A 21,815-nucleotide genomic window follows, 5' to 3' on the forward strand; every position below is an offset into this window, starting at 1 on the left:
CCCGTTCGGCGATCCTCGGGGGAGTTGCCGAACGGGCGTATCCGATCCCGAAGCCCCGCCCAGAGCTTAGGAGTTGTCTCATATGAGCGAAATCGACAAGAACACCGGCATCACCACCATGGGCGAGGGCCACACGCCCGCCCCGCCGAAGGACGGCACGGCCACCACCCAGGGCGAGGGCCACACGCCCGCCCCGCCCAAGGACGGCACGGCCACCACGCTGGGCGAGGGCCACACGCCCGCCCCGCCCAAGGACTGACCCAAGCCACACATCCCGACGGGGGAACGATCGGCCGCGGCGGCGCGGAGGGGGAGCCGCCGCGGCCGACGCATGTCCAAAACCAGCTCCACCCCGGGCCCTGACCCCGCCCCCGCGCCCCGCCCTCGCTCTCGCCCTCGCCCTCGCCCTCGCCCGAGGACTCCCACGCCTCACGCAGCTCAGGCCCCACCCGGCCAAGGCAGAGGGCGCCCGCTTTGCCACTGGGATCGCGCCCCGCCGCGGTCCGGTGGCGGACCGGCCGCTGAGGTGCGGGCTGAGGGCTGGGGGCTGAGGGCTGGGGGCTGGTCGGGGCAGCTGGCGCGCTCTCGCGACTCACCCACCGGCCCCGCATACGGGGCATTCCGGGCTCCTGGTGCCTCATCGCGCCCCCGTACGCAAATTTCTCCCACCTTCCAAACCCCCGCACTGGCCCCCCGCGGGATTCCCCTGCAACCCACCCTCCTCACACCCTCACGCCGCCCCATCCACCCACACCCCACCCAGCGCGGCGGCCCCCACCCACCCCATCGCCCGAACACCCACGCGCCACCGCGGCTCCCCCGACCGCTCAGGCCAGCCTCTCCACCTGACGTCCACCCCGGAAGAACCAGTCCGCACCCGGCAGCGAGACCCCTCACCGCCACCGGAGCCGAGCCGCTCGGCCAGGCGGCCCCAACTTCCCCTGACGTCTGCCCCGGAAGAACCAGTCCGCACCCGGCAGGAGACCTGGCCCCGTCACCGGCCGCAACCATACGCCCCGCCCCGGCCGCCCGGTACACGAAGCCCTTGCGGTGGAGGTGGGGCAGTCAAGGGTGGAGCGCAGCGGAATCGGCGTAGCCGACGCGACGTAGGAGCGCCCTTTACTGGCCCACCTCCACCGCCACACTCCGGAGCACCGGGCGGCCCCGGCCACCACCCGACCCCGGAACATCAAAGCCCCCGGATCGCCCTTCGGCGCCCACAGCTTCCGCCACCAACCGGCCCCCGTTCCACCGAAGCTTCCTCCCCCTCCCCCCACCCCTCCCTCCCCCACCCCACCCCCGGGCAACATCAGCCGCCCCCTCGCCTCGCCCTCCCACCTCCGGGCGCCCTCACTCCACCCCGCACGCACGCTCCCCCCGGCGCTTTCTCCACCCCCGTACGCACTCACCCCACCCCCGTACGCACTCACCCCACCCTCGCGCGCACCCTTACCGCCCGCACCCATACCGCGCGCACTCACCCCACCCCCGCGCGCACCCTTACCGCGCGCCCTCAACCCACCCCCGCCCGCAACGCCCCCTCCACCGCCGCCCGCACCCTCGCCACGAACGCCTCCGGTGCCGCGAAGACCTCCTCTGCTGCGAAGCGCAGGACCACTCTGATCTCGGGGCAGGACGCCAAGTCGTTGTAGCGGGCCAGGTCTCGGCGGTGGGCCTCCCTGGTGCCGTGGTAGCCGTAGCCCTCGATCTCGACCACCACTCCCACCCCCCGGAAGAAGAAGTCCGGGCGCAGTAGGCGGCCCGTCGGCGTCACAAGCCTCGCCTGGGACTCCGGGTGCAGGCCCGCGTCCCGCATCCGGAGTCGGGCCACCGTTTCCGCCGGCGAGCCCGCCTCGGGGTCGGCCAGCGTCAGCCACCGGCGCGCCCTCACCGCCCCCGGCGACCGCGCCACCGGTGGGGAATCCAAGGCCGCCGCCACCGTGTCGAGGCCCCCGATCAGCGGGCCCCGCCAGTGACGACCCCCGTAACGGCGGCTGCTCAGCGCCGAGTCGAGTGCCACCACGGCGTCCTCGCGCGGGCCGCGGCGCAACAGATCCGCCAACGTACGCGCGACCGTCGTCACCCGTAGGTCCCCCACCACGGTGATCTCCTCAGGCGGCAGCGGTAGCCAGTGGACGCGCGCCCCCGTCTTGCGCCCGGCCCCCCTCGGGTCGGTGAACTCCAGCTCCTCCCGTAGGACTTCGATACTCCACAGCCTTGCCGCCGACCTGTGGCTCGCCACCAAACCCGGCATCGTCAACTGCCCCGCCCAGACACGTAACGTCAGGTCGAGCTCCCGCCCCGGCTCCGCCCAGCCACCGCCGGGGATACGCGTCCACCCCTCAGCGGCCAGGCTCCTCGACAACGTGCTCCTCGGCCAGCCCGCCTCCCTGGCCCAGCACGTGAGCAGCACCCCCTCCACGGCCAACTCCCGCAGCTCGCCCCACTTCCTCGCACCTCTCGACCCTCCCGGCCCTCTCGAACCCCCCATGGCCTCAGGCTGCCTCACATCTGCCGCGCGCGTTTCAGCCTGTGGATAACCCATCTCATGGGGATAACCCGCGCCCCCTTCCCCCCCCCACACGCGCACGCACCCCATGGCAGTAAAAGTGGGCTCCTCGTCATTGCGGACATTCCCGACCGCCTGAAGACTTGGGCCCACCTACACAGCCGCGCGCGCAGCGCGCCGTCGGAAAGGGACCCCATGCAGATCGCGATCCTGCTCTACGACAACTTCACCGTCCTCGACGCCATCGGCCCCTTCCAGACCCTCTCCTCGCTCCCCGACGCCGAAGTCGTCTTCGTCGCCGAGCAGGACGGGCCCGTGCTCGACGACACCCGCACCCTCTCCCTCGTCGCCACGAAATCCCTCTCCGAGGTCAGCAGCCCCGACATCGTCGTCGTGCCCGGCAGCCCCGATCCCGACCTGAAGAACGAGGCCGTGCTCAGCTGGCTGCGCGCCGTCGACGCCGGCACCACCTGGACGACCTCCGTCTGCACCGGGTCGCTGATCCTCGCCGCCGCCGGGCTCCTCAAGGGCCGCCGCGCCACGTCCCACTGGCTGGCGCTCGAACAGATCAAGCAGTTCGGGGTCGAATCGACCGGTCAGCGCGTCGTCTTCGACGGGAAGTACGTCACCGGCGCCGGCGTCTCCGCCGGGATCGACATGGGCCTCACCCTCGCCGGGAAGATAGCGGGCGACGAGCACGCGCAGACCGTGCAGCTCCTCATCGAGTACGACCCCCAGCCGCCGTACGACGCCGGCTCACCGGACAAGGCCCCGGCCGCGCTGGTCGAGAAGTTCCGGGCGCAGACCATGTCGTAGCCGTATCTCACCTGGGCCGAGCGGGCCGTGCCCCTCGCGCAACCGTGGCAGAGTCACCGGCATGGTCCGCTTGAGACGTACGCCCGCCATGGTCACCCCAACACAACGGCGCCCCCTCGGCGCGATCTCCGCCCTCCTCCTCGTCTGCGCCGCCACCGCCTCGCTCACCGGCTGCGGCGAGCAGCGGCACGGCACCGCGGCCAACCCCTCCACGGCAGGAGCTCCCACCACCATCAGCCCCACCCCCACCCCTGCCCCGACCAGCCCTACCCCCACCCCCACCCCGCCCGGCGCCTCCCCCTACGTGGAACCCGGCGTCGTCGACGGCGCCCCCCACAACGGGGAGAACAACGCCTACCGCCGGCCCGGCGACATGTCCGCGGCGAGCGAGGAAGCCGCCGAGGCCGAGGCCGCTCGCATCAGACCCGTCCTCAAGCGGCTGCACGCGAAGAAGCAGTGGGATGAGGAGAGTGTGCGGGCGGCCCTCACCGGTGAGCTCGGGTACAAGATCGAGAAGTACGACGCCAAGGGCAAGATCCTGAGCGGCGAACTCACCGTCCAGGACATGCGTGCGCGCTACGAGAACGGCGAGTACGTCACTCCCGAAGGGACCATGATCGGTCTGCGCGTACGCGATGACGCCTGCGTCACCGCCTTCGTCCAGCCGACCAATTACGAGGCGCTGACCAACGGCCCCTTCATGGAGACCGGCTGCCTCTCTCCCCCCATCGGCCACTGAAGCCTCAGGTCGCGCGCGCCGGTCAAGTCGCCCGCGCCGGTCAAGTCGCGCACGCCGGTCAACTCGTACGGAGCCCCAGGAGCCCCGGGAGCATCCGCAGCCACCCCACCAGCAGCCGGTTCACCTCGAACGCCCGCTCCTGCTGCACCCAGTGCCCGCACCCCTCCAGGATGTGCGAGGACACCAGGCCCGGCAGCGTCTCTGGGAAGGCCTTGATCGCGTCCGCCAGCCACGTCGTCGACGCGTCCTGGTCGCCGCCGATGAACAGTGACGGCTGGGTGATCGGGGCCCCGTCCCACTCGGCCAGGTCCTCCCAGTCGCGGTCGACGTTGCGGTAGCGGCTGAGCGCGCCGGTCAGGCCGGTGCGCTCGAACTCCTCGGCGTAGAAGTCGAGATCAGCCTGCGTCAGCCAAGAGGGTAAGGGCACAGTCACAGGCGAAGTCGAAGTCGAAGTCGAACTCGAAGACGAAGACGAAGCCGGCGTCCCTCCTCCTGCGAAACGGTCCGACATGCGTCCGCCCCTCGCCACGAAGTGCAGGCCCGGACCGCCCTCCGGCCTCGGCATCGTGTCCGCCGACAGCCCCGCGTAGAACCCCGCGAGCCAGCCCCGCACATCTGGCTCGATCTCCGCCTCGGCTCTCCCCTCCTCCTGGAAGTAGCTGACGTAGAACTCCTCGTCGCCGCCGATCATGGCGAACGCGTCCGTGGGGCGGAGGCTGTTCCGGGGCGTGTACGGAACGCTCAGCAGGCCCACCGCCGTGAAGACGTCCGGCTGGAGCAGCGCGGAGTTGGCGGCGATGGTCGAGCCCCAGTCGTGGCCCACGATCGTCGCGGTCTCCTCGCCCAGGGCGCGTACGACCGCCACGTTGTCGGCCACGTGAGCCGTCATCCGGTACGCCTCCACCTCGCGCGGCTTCGACGAGCGCCCGTATCCGCGCACGTCGATCGCCACCGCACGGAAGCCCGCCTCGGCGAGCACCGGCATCTGGTGGCGCCACGAGTACCAGGACTCGGGGAAGCCGTGGACGAGGAGCACCAGGGGGCCCGTCCCCTGCTCCACCAGGTGAATCCGGCCTCCGGGGACATCGACCAAGCGGTGCTGCATGTTGTGCTGCATGGCGTGCGGCATGTTTGCTCCCATACCTGGAAGTAAAAGACGGGGCGTATCGAACAAGTACGTACGTCATGATGCCGACGTACATCATGATGTCGACGTACGTCACGATGCTGTCCCCTCGCCTCCCCCACCCGGAAGAAACTTTGCCGACCCGGCAAACCGGCGACAGGCGCTCGGTCACCCCGAAACCCGGTGGACACCCCCCACCCCCCACCCCGATAGTGCCGCCCATGACCTCACTCGTGCGCCACCTCACCTTCGACTGTTCCGACGCCTACCGTCAGGCCACCTTCTGGGCCGAGATACTCGGCGGGAAGATCGCCGACGACGACTTTCCCGGCGACCCCGAAGCCCTGGTCACCGCCGAGGGCATGACGCTGCTCTTCGTGACCGTGGCCGATGCCAAGTCCGCCAAGAACCGTGTGCACGTCGACCTTCAGCCGCAGGACCGCACCCGCGACGAAGAGGTCGAGAGGCTGGTGGAGTTGGGCGCCAAGGTCGTGGGCGACCATCGTCTGCCCGACGGGCGCGGCTGGGTCACTCTCACTGACCTGGAGGGCAACGAGTTCTGCGTCGAGCGCAGCGCCGCCGAGCGTTCGGCCTGAGCGGTCGACTACCCCCGGCGAGCACTCCGCAGTTCCCTCTTCAGCACCTTCCCACTCGCATTCCTCGGCAACTCACCGACGAACTCGACCTCCCTGGGCACCTTGTAGTTGGCCATCTCGCGGCGCGACCAGGCGATCAGGTCGTCCGCCGTGAGGACCGCGTCCGGGCGGCGCACCACGTAGGCCTTGCCCACTTCGCCGAGGCGCGGGTCGGGTACGCCGATCACCGCGACGTCCGCCACCTGCGGGTGTACGCCGATGAGTTGCTCTATCTCGGCGGGGTAGGCGTTGAAGCCGCCGACGATGAACATGTCCTTGATCCGGTCCGTGATGCGGAGGTTGCCGGTCTCGTCCAGGACGCCGACGTCGCCCGTGCGCAGCCAGCCGTCCGGGGTGACGGTCTTCTTCGTCTCGGCCGGGTCCTCGTAGTAGCCCTGCATGACGTTGTGTCCGCGTACGAGGATCTCGCCCGGGTGGCCCGGTGAGAGTGCTTCGCCGGCGGGACTCACCACGCGTACCTCCGTGTCCGGGATGGCGCGGCCTGAGGTGGAGGCGATGACGCGTGCGGCGTCTCCTTGGCGGCACATGGTGACGATGCCGCTGGCCTCGGAGAGGCCGTATGCCGTCAGGACCGTGGCGATGTGCAGTTCGGTGCGCAGGCGCTCGACGAGTTGCAGGGGGACCACCGCCGCGCCCGTCACCACGAGGCGCAGGGCGGACAGGTCGTGCTGGTCGCGGGCGGGGTGGTCGAGGAGGGACTGGTGGAGTGTGGGTGGGCCGGGGAGGACGGAGATGCGTTCCGCGGCCACGTTGGCGAGGACCGTGTCCACGTTGAAGACCGGCTGCGGGATCATCGTCGCGCCGCGCATCAGGCAGGCGATGATGCCCGCCTTGTAGCCGAAGGTGTGGAAGAAGGGGTTGACGATGAGGTAGCGGTCGCCTTCTCGCAGGCCCGCGAGCTCGCTCCAGACGTCGTAGCAGCGCAGGGTCTGGGCGTGGGTGATGACGGCGCCCTTGGGGCGGCCTGTCGTGCCCGAGGTGTAGATGATGTCGGAGGGTGTCGCGCCGTCGACGCTTTCGGCGCGTGCCCGCACGTCGGCGCCGCTCACCCCGTCGCCGCTGGCCAGGAAGTCCTTCCAGGTGCGGAAGTCCTCGGGGGCGTCGTCGGACAGGACCACCACTTGTTCCAGGTGCGGGAGTCCTGGCAGCGGGCCGTCCCCCTCGCCCTCCTGGGTGGCGCGGCGCAGTGAGGCGACGTACGACGTGCCGAGGAATGTGCCCGTGACGAAGAGCAGTTTGGCGCGGCTGCGTCGCAGTACGTAGGACGCCTCGGCGCCCTTGAAACGGGTGTTGAGGGGGACGAGGACCGCGCCCGCCGAGACCGCGCCCAGCGCGGAGACGATCCAGTCCAGGGTGTTGGGGGCCCAGACGGCCACGCGGTCACCGGAGTTGACGCCGTTGGCCATGCATGCGGCGGCGGCCCGCTCCACGCGCCGGCCGAGTTCCGCGTACGTGACGCGGGTGCGGCCCTCGACGACCGCCTCTCGGTCGCCGTACCGCTCGGCGGCCGCCCGGACAAGTCCCGGGATGCTGCCCCACTCCAGGTCGCCGCGCATCACAAGCCCCTCCGCCGCAGTAGCTGACTATCCGTCAGATTAGCTGTAACCTGACGCGCTGTCAGCAGTCGGGACGACGTATGGCGAAGCCCTGGAGCCTCGCCACTCGCGGAGGTGCCGTTGCCCATGCCGTTGCCCATGGCCTCACTCAAAGACGCTACAGCGATAGTCGGGATCGGACAGACCGCCTTCGCGAAACAACTGGCCGAGGACGAGAAGACGTTGGCCTGCCGGGCGATCGTCGCCGCGCTGAACGACGCGGGCATCGCCCCGTCCGAGGTCGACGCCTTCGCCTCGTACACGATGGAGGAGACCGACGAGGTCGAGGTCGCCAAGGCGATCGGCGCCGGAGACGTGACCTTCTTCAGCAAGGTCGGCTACGGCGGCGGCGGTTCCTGCGCGACCATCGCGCACCTCGCGGCGGCCGTCGCCACCGGACAGGCGAGCGTGGGCGTCGCCTGGCGGTCCCGCAAGCGGGGCAGCGGGCCGCGCCCGTGGAAGAACACCGCGGTCCAACTCCCCACCCCGGGGCAGTGGACGCGCCCCTTCGGTCTCCTGCGGCCCGCCGACGAGATCGGGATGCTGGCCCGCCGCTACATGCACGAGTACGGCGCCACCCGCGACCACCTCTTCAACGTCGCCCTCGCGTGCAGGAACCGGGCCAACCAGAACCCTGCCGCGATGATGTACGAACGGCCGCTCACCCGCGAGATGTACATGTCCTCGCGCTGGATCAGCGAGCCGCTCTGCCTCTTCGACAACTGCCTGGAGACGGACGGCGCGTTGGCGTGCGTCATCGTCTCCGCCGAACGGGCGCGGGACTGCCGGCAGAAGCCCGTGTACGTCCATTCCGTCGCCCAGGGGCTGCCCGCGCAGCACCACGGGATGGTCAACTACTGGAACGACGACCCGCTCACCGGGCCCGCGTGGACAGCGGCCCGACACCTTTGGAAGCAGGCGGACTTCGGTCCTGAGGACGTGGACGTGGCGCAGATCTACGACGCGTTCACCCCTCTCATCCCGCTCTCCCTGGAGGGCTACGGCTTCTGCGGCCGCGGCGAGGGCGGCGCGTTCACGGAGGGCGGCGCGCTGGAGAGCGGCGGCCGGCTGCCGATCAACACCGGGGGCGGCGGCCTGAGCGAGGCGTACGTCCACGGCTTCAACCTCATCAACGAGGGCGTGAAGCAGCTGCGGGGCACGAGTACGGCTCAGGTGCCGAACGCGGCGACGTGCTTGGTGACGGCGGGCGAGGGAGTACCGACGTCGGCGGTGCTACTGCGGGCCCCGTAGGAGGGGCGCGGGGCTGTGACACATGCGGCTCCGCCGCGTGAGCGCGAGCAACCACATGCGGCCTTCAGACGCAAAAGGACACCCACATGGCAGACGCGACGACAACGACCGAGCCCCTCCTGAGGCCCACCATCGACAGTGACGGCGCCCCCTTCTGGGAGTACGCCGCCCGGGGCGAACTCCGGATACAGGCCTGCACCGCCTGCGACGAGCTCCGCTTCCCGCCGAGGCCCTGCTGCCCCCACTGCCAGTCCTTCGACTCAGAGTGGCGGCGCATGGCCGGGCGGGGCCGCATCTGGTCCTACGTAAGACCACACCCACCCCTGCTCCCCGCTTACGCGGCGAACGCCCCGTACAACGCGATCATCGTCGAGCTGGCCGACGCCCCCCGCATCCGGCTCGTCGGCAACCTCGTGGCCGCACCGGACGCCCCGCTGGACTCCGTCGAGCCCGAGCGGCTGCGCATCGGCGCGAAGGTGCAGGTCGCGTTCACCGACGTGGACGGGATCGCGATGCCCCGCTGGCTCCTGGAGCGGCCATGAGCGTGCGCACGGAGACCGACAAGGACACGGGCGTCGCGGTCGTCACGCTCGACCGCCCCGCACGGCACAACGCCATGGACGCGGAATCGGCCGAGCAACTCACGACCGCCTGGCGGGAGTTCCGATTCGACGACTCCGTGCGGGCGATCGTCCTGACCGGCGCCGGGGAGAAGGCGTTCTGCACCGGCATCGACCGTGACACCGTCGTCCCGCAGCCCGGCTCCCCCTACTCGATGGACGACCCGCTCCTGAGGGTCGGCCCCAAGGCCAACGACCTGTGGAAGCCGGTCATCGCCGCCGTCAACGGCATGGCGTGCGGCGGTGCCTTCTACCTCCTCGGCGAGGCGGAATTCGTCATCGCCGCCGAGCACGCCACGTTCTTCGACCCGCACACCACCTACGGCATGGTCAGCGCGTACGAGGCGATCCTGATGGCGCAGCGCATGCCGCTCGGCGAGGTCGCCAGGATGTCCCTGATGGGTACGGCCGAACGGATCTCGGCGCGGCGGGCGTACGAGGTGGGCCTGGTGACCGAACTCGCCGCACCCGCCGATCTGTTGACGACCGCCGTCCGCGCGGCCGAGGTCATCGCCTCGTACCCCACCGAGCCGGTCCAGGGGACCGTACGCGCGCTCTGGGCGGCGAAGGAGGCGGCCCGCACCCAGGCCCTGACCCAGGCACCCCACCTCATCGCCCTCGGCAACCTGCCCCCGGAACGGCAGGCGGAGCTCTTCGCGGGGCGGGGGCGGGGGCGAGGGCGCGAGCAGGGGCCCGGCTTCCGCACCAGGTGAGCGGGGGCAGCAAGGACTCGGACCTCGCGTCTGCCATGTCACTGGCGCCTTCCGGGTGCGGCTTCATCGTGGCTGGTCGCGCAGTTCCCCGCGCCCCTTACGGGGCCCGCGGTCCAGGCCGCCGCCTGGCATGGTTCAGCCAGTCGGCGTAGCGTCACGAGTGGACGGCCGCCGTCCGGAGCCCCTTCCAAAGCTGGTGCGACGGCCGTCACGAGGCGCGGCCCGCACCTGACGAGGCTCGACGCGGGGTGCTCGGGTGGGTGGGCGGGCAGAATCCGCCGCGAAGCGGCGGCGCAGGCCGGACGCGGCCCGCACCCGAGAGACAGGCACCCGGGCCGCTAGGACCGAGCCGTGCCCGTCCCCCGCTCCGCGTCCAGCGCGTACACGCAGCGGTCCTTGCTGCACGCGTACACGACGCCGTCCCGCACCACCGGTGCCCCGGTGATCTCGCCGCCCGTGGCCAGCTTCCAGCGCAGGCGGCCGTCGTCCGCCTTGAGCGTGTAGAGCAGGTGGTCCGTCGACCCGAAGTGGATCCGCCGGTCCGCCACGACGGGCGTGCCGACGACCTCGCCGCCCGCCTGGAAGCGCCACTTGGGCGTGCCCGTCACCGCGTCCAGGGTGTAGAGCCCCTTGCCGCTGCCCACGTGCACATGGCCGTCGGCGACGAGCACCGGCTCGATCGAGGCCCGGGACTCCGTGGCGATGCGCCACCGGTCACGGCCGTCCGTGGCGTCGAGGGCGTACACGGTGCCCAGGTAGTCGGCGAGGTACACGCCGCCGCCGGTGACCGCGGGCCCCGGCGCGAACGCGGGCGGACACAGGAACGCGGCGGGCGCCTCGAAGTGCCAGCGGACGTGCCCGCCCGCCACGTCGATGGCGAGGACCCGGGAGCCCGCGGACACGTACACGTACCCGTCCTGGGCGGGCGCGAGACGCACCGGGACGCCGCCGCAGGAGGCCGCGTCGCCGATGGGGTACGACCAGCGCTCGTCGCCCGTACGGGCCTCCAGGGCGCGCAGGCGGGCGTTCTGCCAGACGTAGACCGTGCCGTCGTGGACGACGGGTCCGGCCTCGGGGGTCTCGAAGTCGGTCTGGGCCCCGGTGATCTCCCAGAGCTTCTCGCCGTTCGCGGCCTCCCAGGCCTGTACGCCGCCGCCGCGCGTCCCGGTGACGACGGTGCCGCGGTCGGCCTGCAGGGAGTACACCCAGGCATCGGTGTTCAGGCGCCACAGGTCGGAGCCGTCGGCGCCGTCCAGGGCGTAGAGCGTGGGTCCGTCAGAGGCGTGGATACGGCCGTCGGCCACACCCATGGACCAGGCGACGTCCCGCGTCTTGAAGCTGCGGCGGCCCGTGCCGACGTCCAGGGCGTGCACCTCGAAGGACGTGACGTACACGAGGTTGCCCGCCACGGCGGGCGTACCCCACACGTCGTTGGACATCCGGAAGCGCCACGGGCGCCACGCGGCCCCCGCGTCCGGCGCGGCGGCGGGGGCGGGCACCACGGGCTCGGCGCCGTTCGCCGCGGCCTTGGACCGCGACCAGGAGGCGGCGAGGCCGGTGTCGGCGGGCACGGCGCCCACGGCGGCGCGGGCGTCGGCCACCCGCGGGCCCGGACCGATCGGCACCTTCGCGCCGGCGAGGTGTACGGGGCCGGCGTCCGGCACGCCTCCGAAGGGCGGCGGCTGCGTGGGCGGCACCGGCGGGGCGTGCTGCGGAGGGGGCGGCGCGACTGCGGGGGCGCCACCGCGGCCGCCACTGCGCCCGGAGGAGGCGAGCGCGGCCCGCGCGGGCAGACGGCCGCCTCTGCGGGACTCGATCAGCGCGACGGCCCGCTCCGGAAGCCAGGCGGAGGCCGTGCCGCTGTCGCCGTCCTCGCTCTCGGAGGCGAAGAGGTGCGGGGCGAGCTGGGCCTGGAGGTCGGCGGGGCTTGGCCGCAGCGGGGCCTCCATCTGCATGCACGTCTCGATGAGCGGACGCAGCTCGTCCGGGAGTCCCTCCAGGTCAGGGCCCTCGCGGAGCAGCATGAAGACGGTCTCGACGGGGTTCGCACCGTGGAAGGGCGCGTGCCCGGTGGCGGCGAAGACGAGCATCGAGCCGAGCGAGAAGACGTCGCTGGCGCCGGTGACGCTGCGCGAGTCCTTCGCCTGCTCGGGCGACATGTACGCGGGCGTGCCCACGGCGACGTTCGTCATGGTCAGGCGGGTGTTGGAGACGCCGGACGCGATACCGAAGTCGATCACGCGCGGGCCGTCCTCGACCACGAGGACGTTCGACGGCTTGAGGTCACGGTGGACGAGGCCCGCGCCGTGGATGGACTCCAGGGCCTCGGCGACGCCCGCTGCCAGCCAGCGCACGGCCTGGGTGGGCAGCGGCCCGTGCTCGTTCACTATTTCCTCGAGCGAGGGAGCGGGCACATACGCGGTGGCCAGCCACGGCACGGCCGCGCGCGGGTCGGCGTCGACGACGGCGGCCGTGTAGAAACCGGACACCGCCCGTGCCGCCTCGACCTCGCGCGTGAAGCGGACGCGGAACAGCTGGTCCTCGGCGAGCTCGGTCCTGACCGTCTTGATCGCCACGCGCCGCCCTGACGCGGAGCGCGCGAGGTAGACAAGGCCCATGCCCCCGGCTCCGAGCCGGCCGAGCACCTCGAACGGGCCGATCCGCCTCGGATCGTGCTGCGTCAGCTGATCCACCACTTGCCCTGCCACCTCCCCGTACCCGGGCGCCGTATGAGCGGCCCCGTGCAGCGTCTCACCACCGAGCCGCTACGGCGGCACGCACCCTGATTCTTCCTGTCCGGGGCGGTGGTTGCGAACCCGGGGCGGGATCGGGGTGTTGTGGGACAAAGAAGACGCAAGAAGAAGGAGATATGTGAGCGAAACCTGATCCGAACAGTCATTCGAACGTGTGGGCGATTCAATTTCCGGCCATCAACGATGCCGGGAGCGGCTCCCGGCCCGGCGCTCGACGACCGCACGACCGGCGCCCGACCGGCGCCCGACGGGCGTACGGAAACGCAAGGAATACGGCCCCCAACCCCATTTGCACTCGGCCGAATCGCGCTCCGATCACCCCTCGGTAAGCTGACGGCATGACAGGACAGGTACGTACCGTCGACGGCCGTGTGGCCGGTCGGCGCGGTCAGGCGACGCGTCAGAAGCTGCTCGACTGCCTCAGCGAGATGCTCAGCTCCTCGCCCTACCGGGACGTCAAAGTCATCGACGTCGCCCGGAAGGCGGGGACTTCACCCGCGACCTTCTACCAGTACTTCCCGGACGTCGAGGGCGCCGTCCTGGAGATCGCCGAACAAATGGCCACCGAGGGCGCCGAGTTGACCCAGCTCCTCGACGGCCGCTCCTGGGTCGGCAAGGCGGGGTGGCAGACCTCGCAGGAGCTGGTCGAGGGCTTTCTCGACTTCTGGCGCAAGAACGACGCGATCCTCCGGGTCGTCGATCTGGGCGCAGCGGAGGGCGACAAGCGCTTCTACAAGATCCGCATGAAGATCCTGAACTCGGTCAACAACTCCCTTACGGACACGGTCAAGGAACTCCAGGCCAAGGGCAAGGTCGACAAGGACGTCAACCCGGCGGCGATGGCGGGCTCCCTGGTCGCCATGCTCGCCGCGGTCGCCTCGCATCAGCGGGGTTTCCAGACCTGGGGCGTCAAACAGGCCGAACTGAAGCCGAATCTCGCACTGTTGGTGCATCTGGGCGTAACAGGCAAGAAGCCGACGAAGTAGGGCATCCCATACGTCTCACGTCTCTTCTGAAGCTTTCCAAGTCCTGTCACCCCAGCGGCGGATCACGATTTTCCAGTGATCCGCCGCTGTGTTATCCGGGTACGTACGCGCTTCTATGCCTGCCGACGCTCCAGGCGGAACAGGCGGATCTCCCGCTCCACCCGGGACTGGTACGTCGCGTACGGCGGCCAGAACTTCAGCGCCGCCTCCCAGGCCGCGGCCCGCTCGTCGCCCGTCAACAGCCGCGCGCTGACCGGAATGTCCGCGCCCTGCCAGTTGACGTCGGCATCCGGATGGGCGATGAGGTTGCCGGTCCAGGCGGGATGGCCCGGGCGCCCGAAGTTGGAGCCGACGAGAATCCAACTCCCCGTCTCCTCGGGCATGCAGGCCAGCGGAGTGCGTCGCGGCAGGCCGCTCTTGGCCCCGCGCACCGTCAGGATCACTCCGGGCAGCATCTTCGCACTGAGCAGCACCTTGCCGCGCGTGAGGCGGTGCACTGTGCGGTCCATCGCGGGGATGAAATGCGGGGCGACCTTCGCGAAGGCGCGGGTGGAGGAGACCTTCTGCATGAGGCGGACGCCGGGGGCCATCAGACGGCCGCCGTCGGCTGCGAGGGGGACGGGGAAGGGGAAGGGGAAGGGGAAGGGGAAGGGGAAGGGGAAGGTGAAGGGGAAGGTGAAGGGGGTGGCACGGGCGCTGTGGGCTGCGAAGGGGCCGGCGGCGGGGCGGACTGCGGCGGAACGGGCTGCGGCGCGGCTGCCGTGGTGAACAGCTCGGCCCGCTCCGCCGCGCGCGCCCGCAGCCGGTGCACGGGCCCCAAGAGCAGCTCGTCGCTCGACGCCCGCTTGAAGTACAGGTGCGCCTCGTGCTCCCAGGTGAACCCGATGCCGCCGTGCAACTGCACGGCTTCCGACGCGGCGGTCCGCAGCGCGTCGAGCGACTGCGCGAGGGCAAGTCCCCCAACCTGCTCGGAGTCCGTCCCCGTGGCCCACGCCGCGTAGTACGCCGCCGACCGGGCGGCCTGCACCTGCACGTACACGTCCGCGAGGCGGTGCTTGACCGCCTGGAAGGAGCCGATCGCCCGCCCGAACTGCTCACGCTGCTTGACGTATTCGACGGTCCGCTCCAGGACGCGGTCCGCCGCGCCCACGGCCTCGGCGGCGAGCACGGTCGCGGCGACATCACCGACGGCGGCAAGCACACCCGACACATCGGCACGGTCGTCGGACTCGATGTCGTCTACGGCGCCGAGCAACTCAGCTACCACATACCGCAGTTCGACTCGCGCCTGAGGCCGGGTCTCGTCGAGGGAGGTCTGCCGTGTGCGTACGAGCCCGGCGGCTCCCTCACACACCAGATAGAGGAGCGTACGAGAACGGGCGAAGCCCCCCGTATGCGCGGCCACGACGAGCAAGCCCGCGCTGTGTCCGTCCAGGACCTGCTCGGCCTGCCCATAAAGACGCCAGACCCCGTCGTCCGCGAGCTTGGCCTGCACTCCGCCCGCGCGGCCGCCGCCCGACCAGTCGCCGAGGTTGTCGCCGACCAGGCCGAGGGCGGTGGCCAGACCCGCGCCGGGCACGGCGAGCGCGGCGGTGAGGCCGCCGTTCGCGATGCGGGGCAGGAGCTCCGCCCGCTGCTCTTCGGTGCCGAGGCGCTGGATGAGCGGGGCGACGAGGGCGGCGGTGGCGAAGAGGGGCGAGGGGGTCAGGGCGCGGCCCAGCTCCTCGCTGCCGAGGGCGAGCTCCGCCGGGCCGCACCCCACGCCCCCGTACGCCTCGGGGACGGCGATGCCGGGCAGGCCGAGCTGTTCGGCGAGGGCGGACCAGAGGGCGGCGTCGTACCCGGCGGGGGTGCGGACCGCGGCCTTCACCTCGTCGGGGCCGCAGCGTTTGGTGACGAGCTCACGAAGGGTGCGGCGGATTTCTTGCTGCTCCGCGGTGAAGGCGGCGTCCATCGGCGGGCTCCTCCCCCGGGTCCCGGCCGCGGCCCTCGGCGCCGTGCACGAGGGCGGGCCGACCCGGATCTGACGGGCCGTCATGCTAAGGCGGCACCCGCCAGATGCACAGGGCCGCGACGGACGTAACACCCTCCCGCGGCCACACGCATCTGATGTACCGTCAGATTCATGCCAACTCCGCACCCACTAGGCCCAGATGCGTCGCCGCAGCAGCCCGGCGAGGGCGCGACACCCACCCCACGCAACGCACCCACCCCACGCAACGCACCCAGCCCACGCAACCCACGCAACCCACGCAATATGCACCACCCGCGCAAGGTGGCCGTGGTCGGCATCTCCCTCTCCGACTGCGGCCGGGTCGACGAGGCCACCCCCTACGCCCTGCACGCCCAGGCGGCTCGCCGCGCCCTGGCCGACTCGGGCCTGGGCCGTGAGGTCATCGACGGGATCGCGTCGGCGGGCCTGGGCACGCTTGCCCCGGTCGAGGTCGCGGAATATCTGGGCCTGAAGCCGCGCTGGGTGGACTCCACCTCCGTCGGCGGTGCCACCTGGGAGGTCATGGCGGGCCACGCGGCGGACGCGATCGCGGCGGGCCGCGCGAACGCCGTGCTCCTCGTCTACGGCTCGACGGCGAGGGCGGACATCAAGGCGAGGCGCCGCACGTCGAACCTCTCGTTCGGCGCGCGCGGCCCGCTCCAGTTCGAGGTCCCGTACGGGCACTCCTTGATCTCCAAGTACGCGATGGCGGCGCGCCGCCACATGCACGAGTACGGCACGACGCTCGAACAGCTCGCCTCGGTGGCCGTCCAGGCGCGCGCGAACGCGGCGACGAACCCCGACGCGATGTACCGCGACCCGATCACGGTCGACGAGGTCCTGGGCGGCCCGATGATCGCGGACCCGTTCACGAAACTGCACTGCTGCATACGTTCCGACGGCGGCTGCGCGGTGCTCCTGGCGGCGGAGGAGTACGTGGCCGACTGCGCCTCCACCCCGGTCTGGGTGCTCGGCACCGGCGAGCACGTCTCGCACACGACGATGTCGGAGTGGGAGGACTTCACGGTCTCCCCGGCGGCGGTGAGCGGCCGCCAGGCATTCGAACGGGCCGGGGTACGCCCCGAGGACGTAGACATCGCCCAGATCTACGACGCCTTCACCTACATGACCCTGGTGACGCTGGAGGACCTGGGCTTCTGCGCGAAGGGCGAGGGCGGCGCGTTCGTGGAGAAGGGGCGCCTGCTGCGGGACGGCGAACTGCCGACAAACACGGACGGCGGCGGCCTCTCGGCCCAGCATCCGGGGATGCGGGGCCTGTTCCTGCTGGTGGAGGCGGTACGCCAACTACGCGGCGAGGCAGGCGAGCCCCGCCAGGTCCGCAAACCGGGAGGAAGCCTGCCGGAGGTGGCGGTGGCATCGGGAACGGGCGGCTGGTTCTGCTCGTCGGGAACGGTGGTGCTCGCCCGGTAGGACGGGGGCGGCGCGACCGCCACCCCCCGACCTCCCCCGACCTCCCCCTAGGAGACGTACAGCTTGTAGTAGCCGGTGCCGCCGGGCTTCGGGTCGCACCTGTAGTTGTTGAAGCCCTCACGGACGTACTGCTGCCCGGCGTCGATGCACTTGCTCTGGCTCGAGTACGTGGCGATGTAGGTCCAGGCCTCGGCCTGAGCCTGCGCACCGGTGGCCCCCAGGCCGACCAGAGCGGCGGCTGCGGCGCCTGTGGTCAGAAGTGCGGCGAGCTTGCGCATGATGTTCTTCCTTCCCGTGCGGTCAAGGCGGTGGAAGTGACGCAAGGGGATCCTGTTGCTGCAGCGACGGGCGCGCAACGCCTTCGGGGGAATGCCGCAAGAAAGTCCAAGTGTCCATGGATAAAGGGAAGTTGCACACGCCATGGCGCGCGTCAACACCCGAAGCATCGAAGACCCACCCGACCGCGACCGCACGCTCCCGCTAGATTCACCGAATGGACGAAACCGACAGCCAGGCGGGCCCCCAAGCCAGCCCCGAGACCGGCCCCCAGGCTGAGGGCCAGACCGACGACGCGACCGCCCGCGGCGGCCGGGCCCTGCTGCGTACGCTCCGCGTCTGGGACACCGAGCTGCCCCCGTTCGACCTGGAGGCTGCCCCCGACCGACCGCTGCCCCTGTTCTGGCAGTGGTTCACGGAGGTGGCGGGCGCGGGGCAGGTGGAGCCGCACACCATGAGCCTGGCGACGGTCGACGAGTCGGGCCGCCCGGACGTACGGACGCTGATGCTGCACGACGCGGACGAGGCCGGCTGGCACTTCGGCTCGCACGCGGGCAGCGCGAAGGGCCGCCAGCTCGCGACGCACCCGGAGGCGGCGCTCGGCTTCTACTGGCCCGCGCAGGGCCGCCAGGTCCGGGTACGCGGCCACGTCACGGCAGCGGGCCCCGAGGCAAGCCGCGCCGACCTCGCACACCGTTCGACGGGCGCCCTGGCCTCGGCCCTGGTCGGCAGACAGAGCGAAGTTCTCCCCACATACGACGACTTGCTGACCGCAAGCCAGTCCGCCTGGGAGCGAGCCCAATCGGAACCAAACGCCCCGGCACCAAGCTGGACGCTGTACGTACTCGCCCCAACAGAGATCGAATTCTTCCAGGGAGACGCACGACGCCGACACGTGCGGCTGCGGTATCGGAAGGGGACGGGGTTGTCGGGCGAGACCGGGGATGCGGCGGGTTGGACCAGGGAACTGCTCTGGCCGTGAGGACGCTGGGCGGGGGGCTGGTGTGAGGGGGGGGGCGGCTGAGGCGTCGGCCCCAGGGGAAAGGCAGCTGCGAAGAACGGCGCTTGCAGGTAAATCCCGGCGGGGGCGCGGCTGGGTGGGAGTTCAGTGCGGGTGGCTGGTGTGAAGGGCGCCGCGGGGGCAACCCCGGTAGGCGGCAGCCGCGGGGTGGGAGCTCGGCGCGGGGCGCCCGTCGTGAGGGGCGCCGGGTGAACGCGGGCCGGGGACGGACGGCTGCTGTGAGGGGTACTGCGGGGCGTCAGCCCCCGGCGGATTGCAGCCGCAGGGTGGAAAGTTCGGTGCGGGCGACTGTCGCGAAGGGCGCCGGGTGAACGCGAGCCGCGAGAGGCGCCGGGCGGTGTGAGCGGAGGGGGGCGACCGCTGTCGCGAGGGCACCGGGAGCGTCAGCCGGCGGTACATGGAAGCCGCGGAGTGTGGGCTCGTGTGGACGGCTGTCGCGAAGGGCGCTGGGTGTGAGCGCGAGCCGGTAGCGGACGGCTGCTGTGAGGGGGTGCTCCGGGGCGTCAGGCCCCGGCGGATTGCAGCCGCGGGGCGGGAGTTCGGTGCAGGCGACGGGCGCGAAGGGCGCCGGGCGGGGGCCGAGAGGAGGGCGCCGCGAGGGAATCAGCCCTCGGCGGATGCCAGCCGCAGGGTGCGGGCTCGGTGCGGGCGCCTGTCGTGAGGGGCGCCGGGCAGGTGTGAGCGCGGGGCGACCGCTGTTGCGTGGGGCGTCGCGCGGGCGTCAGCCCCTCGCCGGGCGGCAGCCGCGAAAGGCGGCATCTCCACGTAGATCCCGGCAGGTGGCGCGGGAGGGTGGGAGTTCGGTGCGCTCGGCAGCCGCGAGGGGCACCACGCGCACGCTACCCCCGCCGGGCGGCAACCGCGCAGGACGGCACGCGCCCGTCGACCCCGGCAGGCGGCAGGCGGCAGGCGGCAGGCGGCAGGCGGCAGGCAGCAAGGTGGGAGCTCGGCGCAGGCGGCTGGCGCGAGGCGCACCACGCGCACGACGGCCCCCGCCGGACGACAACCGCGAAAAGCGACTCGTGCACGTCGGTCCCCGGCACGCGGCAGGGAGGGAGCTCGATGCGGGGCGGCTAGCGCGAGGTGCACCACGCGTACGACGCCCCCTGCCGGACGGAGATCACGCGGGACGGCACGCGCCCGTCGGCCCCGGCATGCGGCAGCCGCCGGGTGGGAGTTTGGTGCGGGTGGCTGTCGTGAGGGTGCCACGCGCACGTCGGCCCCGCCGGGCGGCAACCGCGTATGGCGGGACCTGCACGTCGGCCCCGCACACGGCAGCCGCAGGGAGGGAGTTCGGTGCAGGCAGCAGCCGCGACGGCCACCACGCGCACGCCGGGCCCCTGCCGGACGGCAACCGCGGGAAAGCGGCACCTGCGCGTCGCCCCCCCCATTACCGTTTTCGTAGCCCCGCAACGGGGTTACCGGCCTTCGGAGTTGGTATGACTACCTCCCCTTGTCGAGTGCATGGCCTGGGGGGTGGTGTCACCGGCTCCGGAGGCACTGACAGACCGCTGATTAGGGGCATGACCACCGGCCTTTGTGCAGGTCGGGAGGCTCTTCGTAATGTGGATGTGGCGATCAGTGCCGTGGCACGGCCGGGTGAGTACAACCGGAGCGTGCACATGATCGAGAACAGCGACATCGACATCTACCTCGGCCTGGACGTCGGCAAAGGCGAACACCACGCCGCCGCCCTCACCCCGGCCGGGAAGAAGACCTTCGACCGGCGCCTGCCCAACAGCGAGCCCAAGCTCCGCGAGGTCTTCGACAAGTTGAAGACCAAGCACGGCACCGTGCTCGTGGTCGTCGACCAGGTCGCCTCCATCGGCGCCCTGCCGTTGGCCGTGGCCCGCGAGATGGGCTGCGAGATCGCCTATCTGCCCGGCCTGGCCATGCGGCGGATCGCCGATCTCTATCCCGGCGAGGCCAAGACCGACGCGAAGGACGCGTTCATCATCGCGGACGCGGCCCGCTCGATGCCGCACACCCTGCGCTCCGTCGTCCTCGACGACGAAACCATCGCCGAACTGCAGATGATCGTCGGGTTCGACGACGATCTCGCCGCCGAGGCGACCCGTCTGACCAACCGCCTCCGCGGCCTGTTCACACAGATCCACCCGCATCTCGAACGCGTCCTGGGACCTCGCATGCAGCACCCGGCCGTCCTCAGGCTCCTCGATCAGTTCGGCTCCCCGGCCCAGATCCGCAAAGCCGGACGCCGACGTCTGATCACCCTGATCCGGCCGAAGGCTCCCAGGATGGCCGAACGGCTGATCAACGACGTCTTCACCGCGCTGGACGAACAGACCGTCGTCGTCCCGGGCACGGACGCGGCCGCACTGATCGTCCCCAGCCTCGCCAACTCCCTTCAAGCTGTGCTTGACCAGCGCAAACTCCTGGCCCACCGGATCGAGGAACTGCTGGAGGCCCACCCTCTTTCCAAGGTCCTGATGTCCATGCCCGGCATCGGCATCAGGACCGGCGCCCGCATCCTCATCGACGTCGGCGACGGCACCCGTTTTCCCAGCGCCGCCCACCTCGCCGCCTACGCCGGCCTGGCTCCGGCGACCCGGAGCTCGGGCTCCTCGATCCGCGGCGAACAGCCCTCCCGCAGAGGAAACAAGCAGCTCAAGAGGGCCTTCTTCCTCTCCGCGTTCGCCGCCCTGGCCGACCCGGCCTCCCGCACCTACTACGACAAGAAGATCAAGCAGGGCAAGCACCACACCCAAGCCCTCCTCTGCCTCGCAAGACGACGAGCCGACATGCTTTTCGCGATGCTCCGCGATGGCAGCTTCTACGACCCTCAACCCGCCCCAACCCCTTGACCAAAGTCATAGGGGCACCCCCCCAGCAAGCGGCAGGGTGGAGTTCAGTGCGGGCGACAGCCGTGATGAGGGCCCGTGCACATCAGGCCCCCGCCGGACGGCAGCCGCGAAAGGCGGCACGCTGTCGTCGGCCTCCGGTAGACGGCAGCTGCGGAGGGTGGCAGCTGCACGTAGATCCCGGCAGGGGGCGCGGCAAGGTGGGAGTTTCGTGCGGGCGGCTGTCGTGAAGGGTGCCGCGCACACGTCGGTCCCCGCCGGGCGGCAACTGTGCGTCGGCCCGCGGCAATCCGCAGGGAGGCACTTGGGTGCAGGTGGCTGTCGTGAGGGTGCCACGTGCACATTGGCCCCCCCGCCGGGCGGCCAGCCGCGTAAGGCGGCACCTGCGCGTTGGCCCCGGCAGGCCACCGGGGGGAGTTTCGTGCGGGTGGCTGGTGTGGGGGGGCTTCTCGGGTGCCTCGGGCGTTGCCGGGCGGGCGCTGCGGAAGGCTGACGTCGAGGGGGTGTC

Annotated in this window: 18 protein-coding genes; 11 read left to right on the forward strand and 7 right to left on the reverse strand. The window is 71.3% G+C overall.

All coding sequences use genetic code 11. The features are described 5' to 3' along the window. Positions 1–82: 82 nt before the first annotated feature. On the forward strand, positions 83–259 hold the full coding sequence (locus tag AB0I66_RS33905) for a sigma-like protein (protein WP_363211828.1): 177 nt from the start codon (positions 83–85) through the stop codon (positions 257–259). A 1,254-nt stretch (positions 260–1,513) separates the two neighbouring features. On the opposite strand, the gene AB0I66_RS33910 is transcribed toward AB0I66_RS33905, so the two are convergent. Beyond that, entirely contained in the window at positions 1,514–2,365 is an 852-nt protein-coding gene (locus tag AB0I66_RS33910; protein ID WP_363211829.1) for a hypothetical protein, read from the reverse strand. Positions 2,366–2,704: 339 nt separating this feature from the next. Here AB0I66_RS33910 and AB0I66_RS33915 point away from each other — a divergent pair, with 339 nt between their 5' ends. After that, the gene (locus tag AB0I66_RS33915; protein ID WP_363211830.1) at positions 2,705–3,325 is read left to right on the forward strand and encodes a DJ-1/PfpI family protein; all 621 of its coding nucleotides are present in this window, start codon (positions 2,705–2,707) and stop codon (positions 3,323–3,325) included. A 61-nt stretch (positions 3,326–3,386) separates the two neighbouring features. Further along, a complete protein-coding gene (locus tag AB0I66_RS33920; RefSeq protein WP_363211831.1) occupies positions 3,387–4,064 on the forward strand; it encodes a hypothetical protein in 678 nt (225 codons plus the stop codon). Positions 4,065–4,122: 58 nt separating this feature from the next. Here AB0I66_RS33920 and AB0I66_RS33925 read toward each other — a convergent pair whose 3' ends face one another. Continuing rightward, a complete protein-coding gene (locus tag AB0I66_RS33925) occupies positions 4,123–5,205 on the reverse strand; it encodes an alpha/beta hydrolase (RefSeq protein ID WP_363211832.1) in 1,083 nt (360 codons plus the stop codon). A gap of 206 nt (positions 5,206–5,411) precedes the next feature. On the opposite strand from AB0I66_RS33925, the gene AB0I66_RS33930 reads away from it, so the two are divergent. Further along, positions 5,412–5,786, forward strand: a complete 375-nt coding sequence (locus AB0I66_RS33930; RefSeq protein WP_363211833.1) for a VOC family protein — start codon at positions 5,412–5,414, stop codon at positions 5,784–5,786. Positions 5,787–5,794: 8 nt separating this feature from the next. Here the strand turns inward: AB0I66_RS33930 and AB0I66_RS33935 are convergent, their stop codons facing one another. After that, on the reverse strand, positions 5,795–7,402 hold the full coding sequence (locus tag AB0I66_RS33935) for a FadD3 family acyl-CoA ligase (protein WP_363211834.1): 1,608 nt from the start codon (positions 7,400–7,402) through the stop codon (positions 5,795–5,797). 138 nt (positions 7,403–7,540) lie between these two features. On the opposite strand from AB0I66_RS33935, the gene AB0I66_RS33940 reads away from it, so the two are divergent. The 3 genes from AB0I66_RS33940 (at position 7,541) to AB0I66_RS33950 (ending at position 10,025) form a co-directional block, all read left to right on the forward strand. Continuing rightward, on the forward strand, positions 7,541–8,692 hold the full coding sequence (locus AB0I66_RS33940; RefSeq protein ID WP_363211835.1) for a lipid-transfer protein: 1,152 nt from the start codon (positions 7,541–7,543) through the stop codon (positions 8,690–8,692). Positions 8,693–8,778: 86 nt separating this feature from the next. After that, positions 8,779–9,234, forward strand: a complete 456-nt coding sequence (locus AB0I66_RS33945) for an OB-fold domain-containing protein (protein ID WP_363211836.1) — start codon at positions 8,779–8,781, stop codon at positions 9,232–9,234. Beyond that, positions 9,231–10,025: an enoyl-CoA hydratase/isomerase family protein gene (locus AB0I66_RS33950; protein ID WP_363211837.1), complete on the forward strand. Its 795-nt coding sequence runs from the start codon at positions 9,231–9,233 to the stop codon at positions 10,023–10,025. The genes AB0I66_RS33945 and AB0I66_RS33950 overlap by 4 nt, the downstream gene beginning before the upstream one ends. Positions 10,026–10,363: 338 nt before the next feature. Here AB0I66_RS33950 and AB0I66_RS33955 read toward each other — a convergent pair whose 3' ends face one another. Further along, complete coding sequence (locus AB0I66_RS33955; protein ID WP_363211838.1) at positions 10,364–12,721, reverse strand: PQQ-binding-like beta-propeller repeat protein; 2,358 nt, start codon at positions 12,719–12,721, stop codon at positions 10,364–10,366. 395 nt (positions 12,722–13,116) lie between these two features. Here AB0I66_RS33955 and AB0I66_RS33960 point away from each other — a divergent pair, with 395 nt between their 5' ends. Further along, positions 13,117–13,764, forward strand: a complete 648-nt coding sequence (locus AB0I66_RS33960; RefSeq protein ID WP_363211839.1) for a TetR family transcriptional regulator — start codon at positions 13,117–13,119, stop codon at positions 13,762–13,764. A 113-nt stretch (positions 13,765–13,877) separates the two neighbouring features. Here AB0I66_RS33960 and AB0I66_RS33965 read toward each other — a convergent pair whose 3' ends face one another. Together AB0I66_RS33965 and AB0I66_RS33970 are read right to left on the reverse strand one after the other, a co-directional pair. Beyond that, on the reverse strand, positions 13,878–14,354 hold the full coding sequence (locus AB0I66_RS33965) for a nitroreductase family deazaflavin-dependent oxidoreductase (protein WP_363211840.1): 477 nt from the start codon (positions 14,352–14,354) through the stop codon (positions 13,878–13,880). Beyond that, positions 14,354–15,718: an acyl-CoA dehydrogenase family protein gene (locus tag AB0I66_RS33970; protein WP_363211841.1), complete on the reverse strand. Its 1,365-nt coding sequence runs from the start codon at positions 15,716–15,718 to the stop codon at positions 14,354–14,356. The genes AB0I66_RS33965 and AB0I66_RS33970 overlap by 1 nt, the downstream gene beginning before the upstream one ends. Positions 15,719–16,021: 303 nt before the next feature. Between AB0I66_RS33970 and AB0I66_RS33975 the strand changes: the two genes are divergently transcribed. Next, the gene (locus tag AB0I66_RS33975) at positions 16,022–17,188 is read left to right on the forward strand and encodes an acetyl-CoA acetyltransferase (RefSeq protein WP_363211842.1); all 1,167 of its coding nucleotides are present in this window, start codon (positions 16,022–16,024) and stop codon (positions 17,186–17,188) included. Between the two features lie 47 nt (positions 17,189–17,235). Here AB0I66_RS33975 and AB0I66_RS33980 read toward each other — a convergent pair whose 3' ends face one another. Next, complete coding sequence (locus AB0I66_RS33980; RefSeq protein ID WP_363211843.1) at positions 17,236–17,466, reverse strand: hypothetical protein; 231 nt, start codon at positions 17,464–17,466, stop codon at positions 17,236–17,238. Positions 17,467–17,681: 215 nt separating this feature from the next. Here AB0I66_RS33980 and AB0I66_RS33985 point away from each other — a divergent pair, with 215 nt between their 5' ends. Then, a complete protein-coding gene (locus AB0I66_RS33985) occupies positions 17,682–18,446 on the forward strand; it encodes a pyridoxal 5'-phosphate synthase (protein ID WP_363211844.1) in 765 nt (254 codons plus the stop codon). A 1,661-nt stretch (positions 18,447–20,107) separates the two neighbouring features. Beyond that, positions 20,108–21,310: an IS110 family transposase gene (locus AB0I66_RS33990; protein ID WP_363211845.1), complete on the forward strand. Its 1,203-nt coding sequence runs from the start codon at positions 20,108–20,110 to the stop codon at positions 21,308–21,310. Positions 21,311–21,815 lie beyond the last annotated feature (505 nt).

Origin of the sequence: Streptomyces sp. NPDC050439, assembly GCF_040655335.1 — a bacterium.
Lineage (GTDB): Bacteria > Actinomycetota > Actinomycetes > Streptomycetales > Streptomycetaceae > Streptomyces.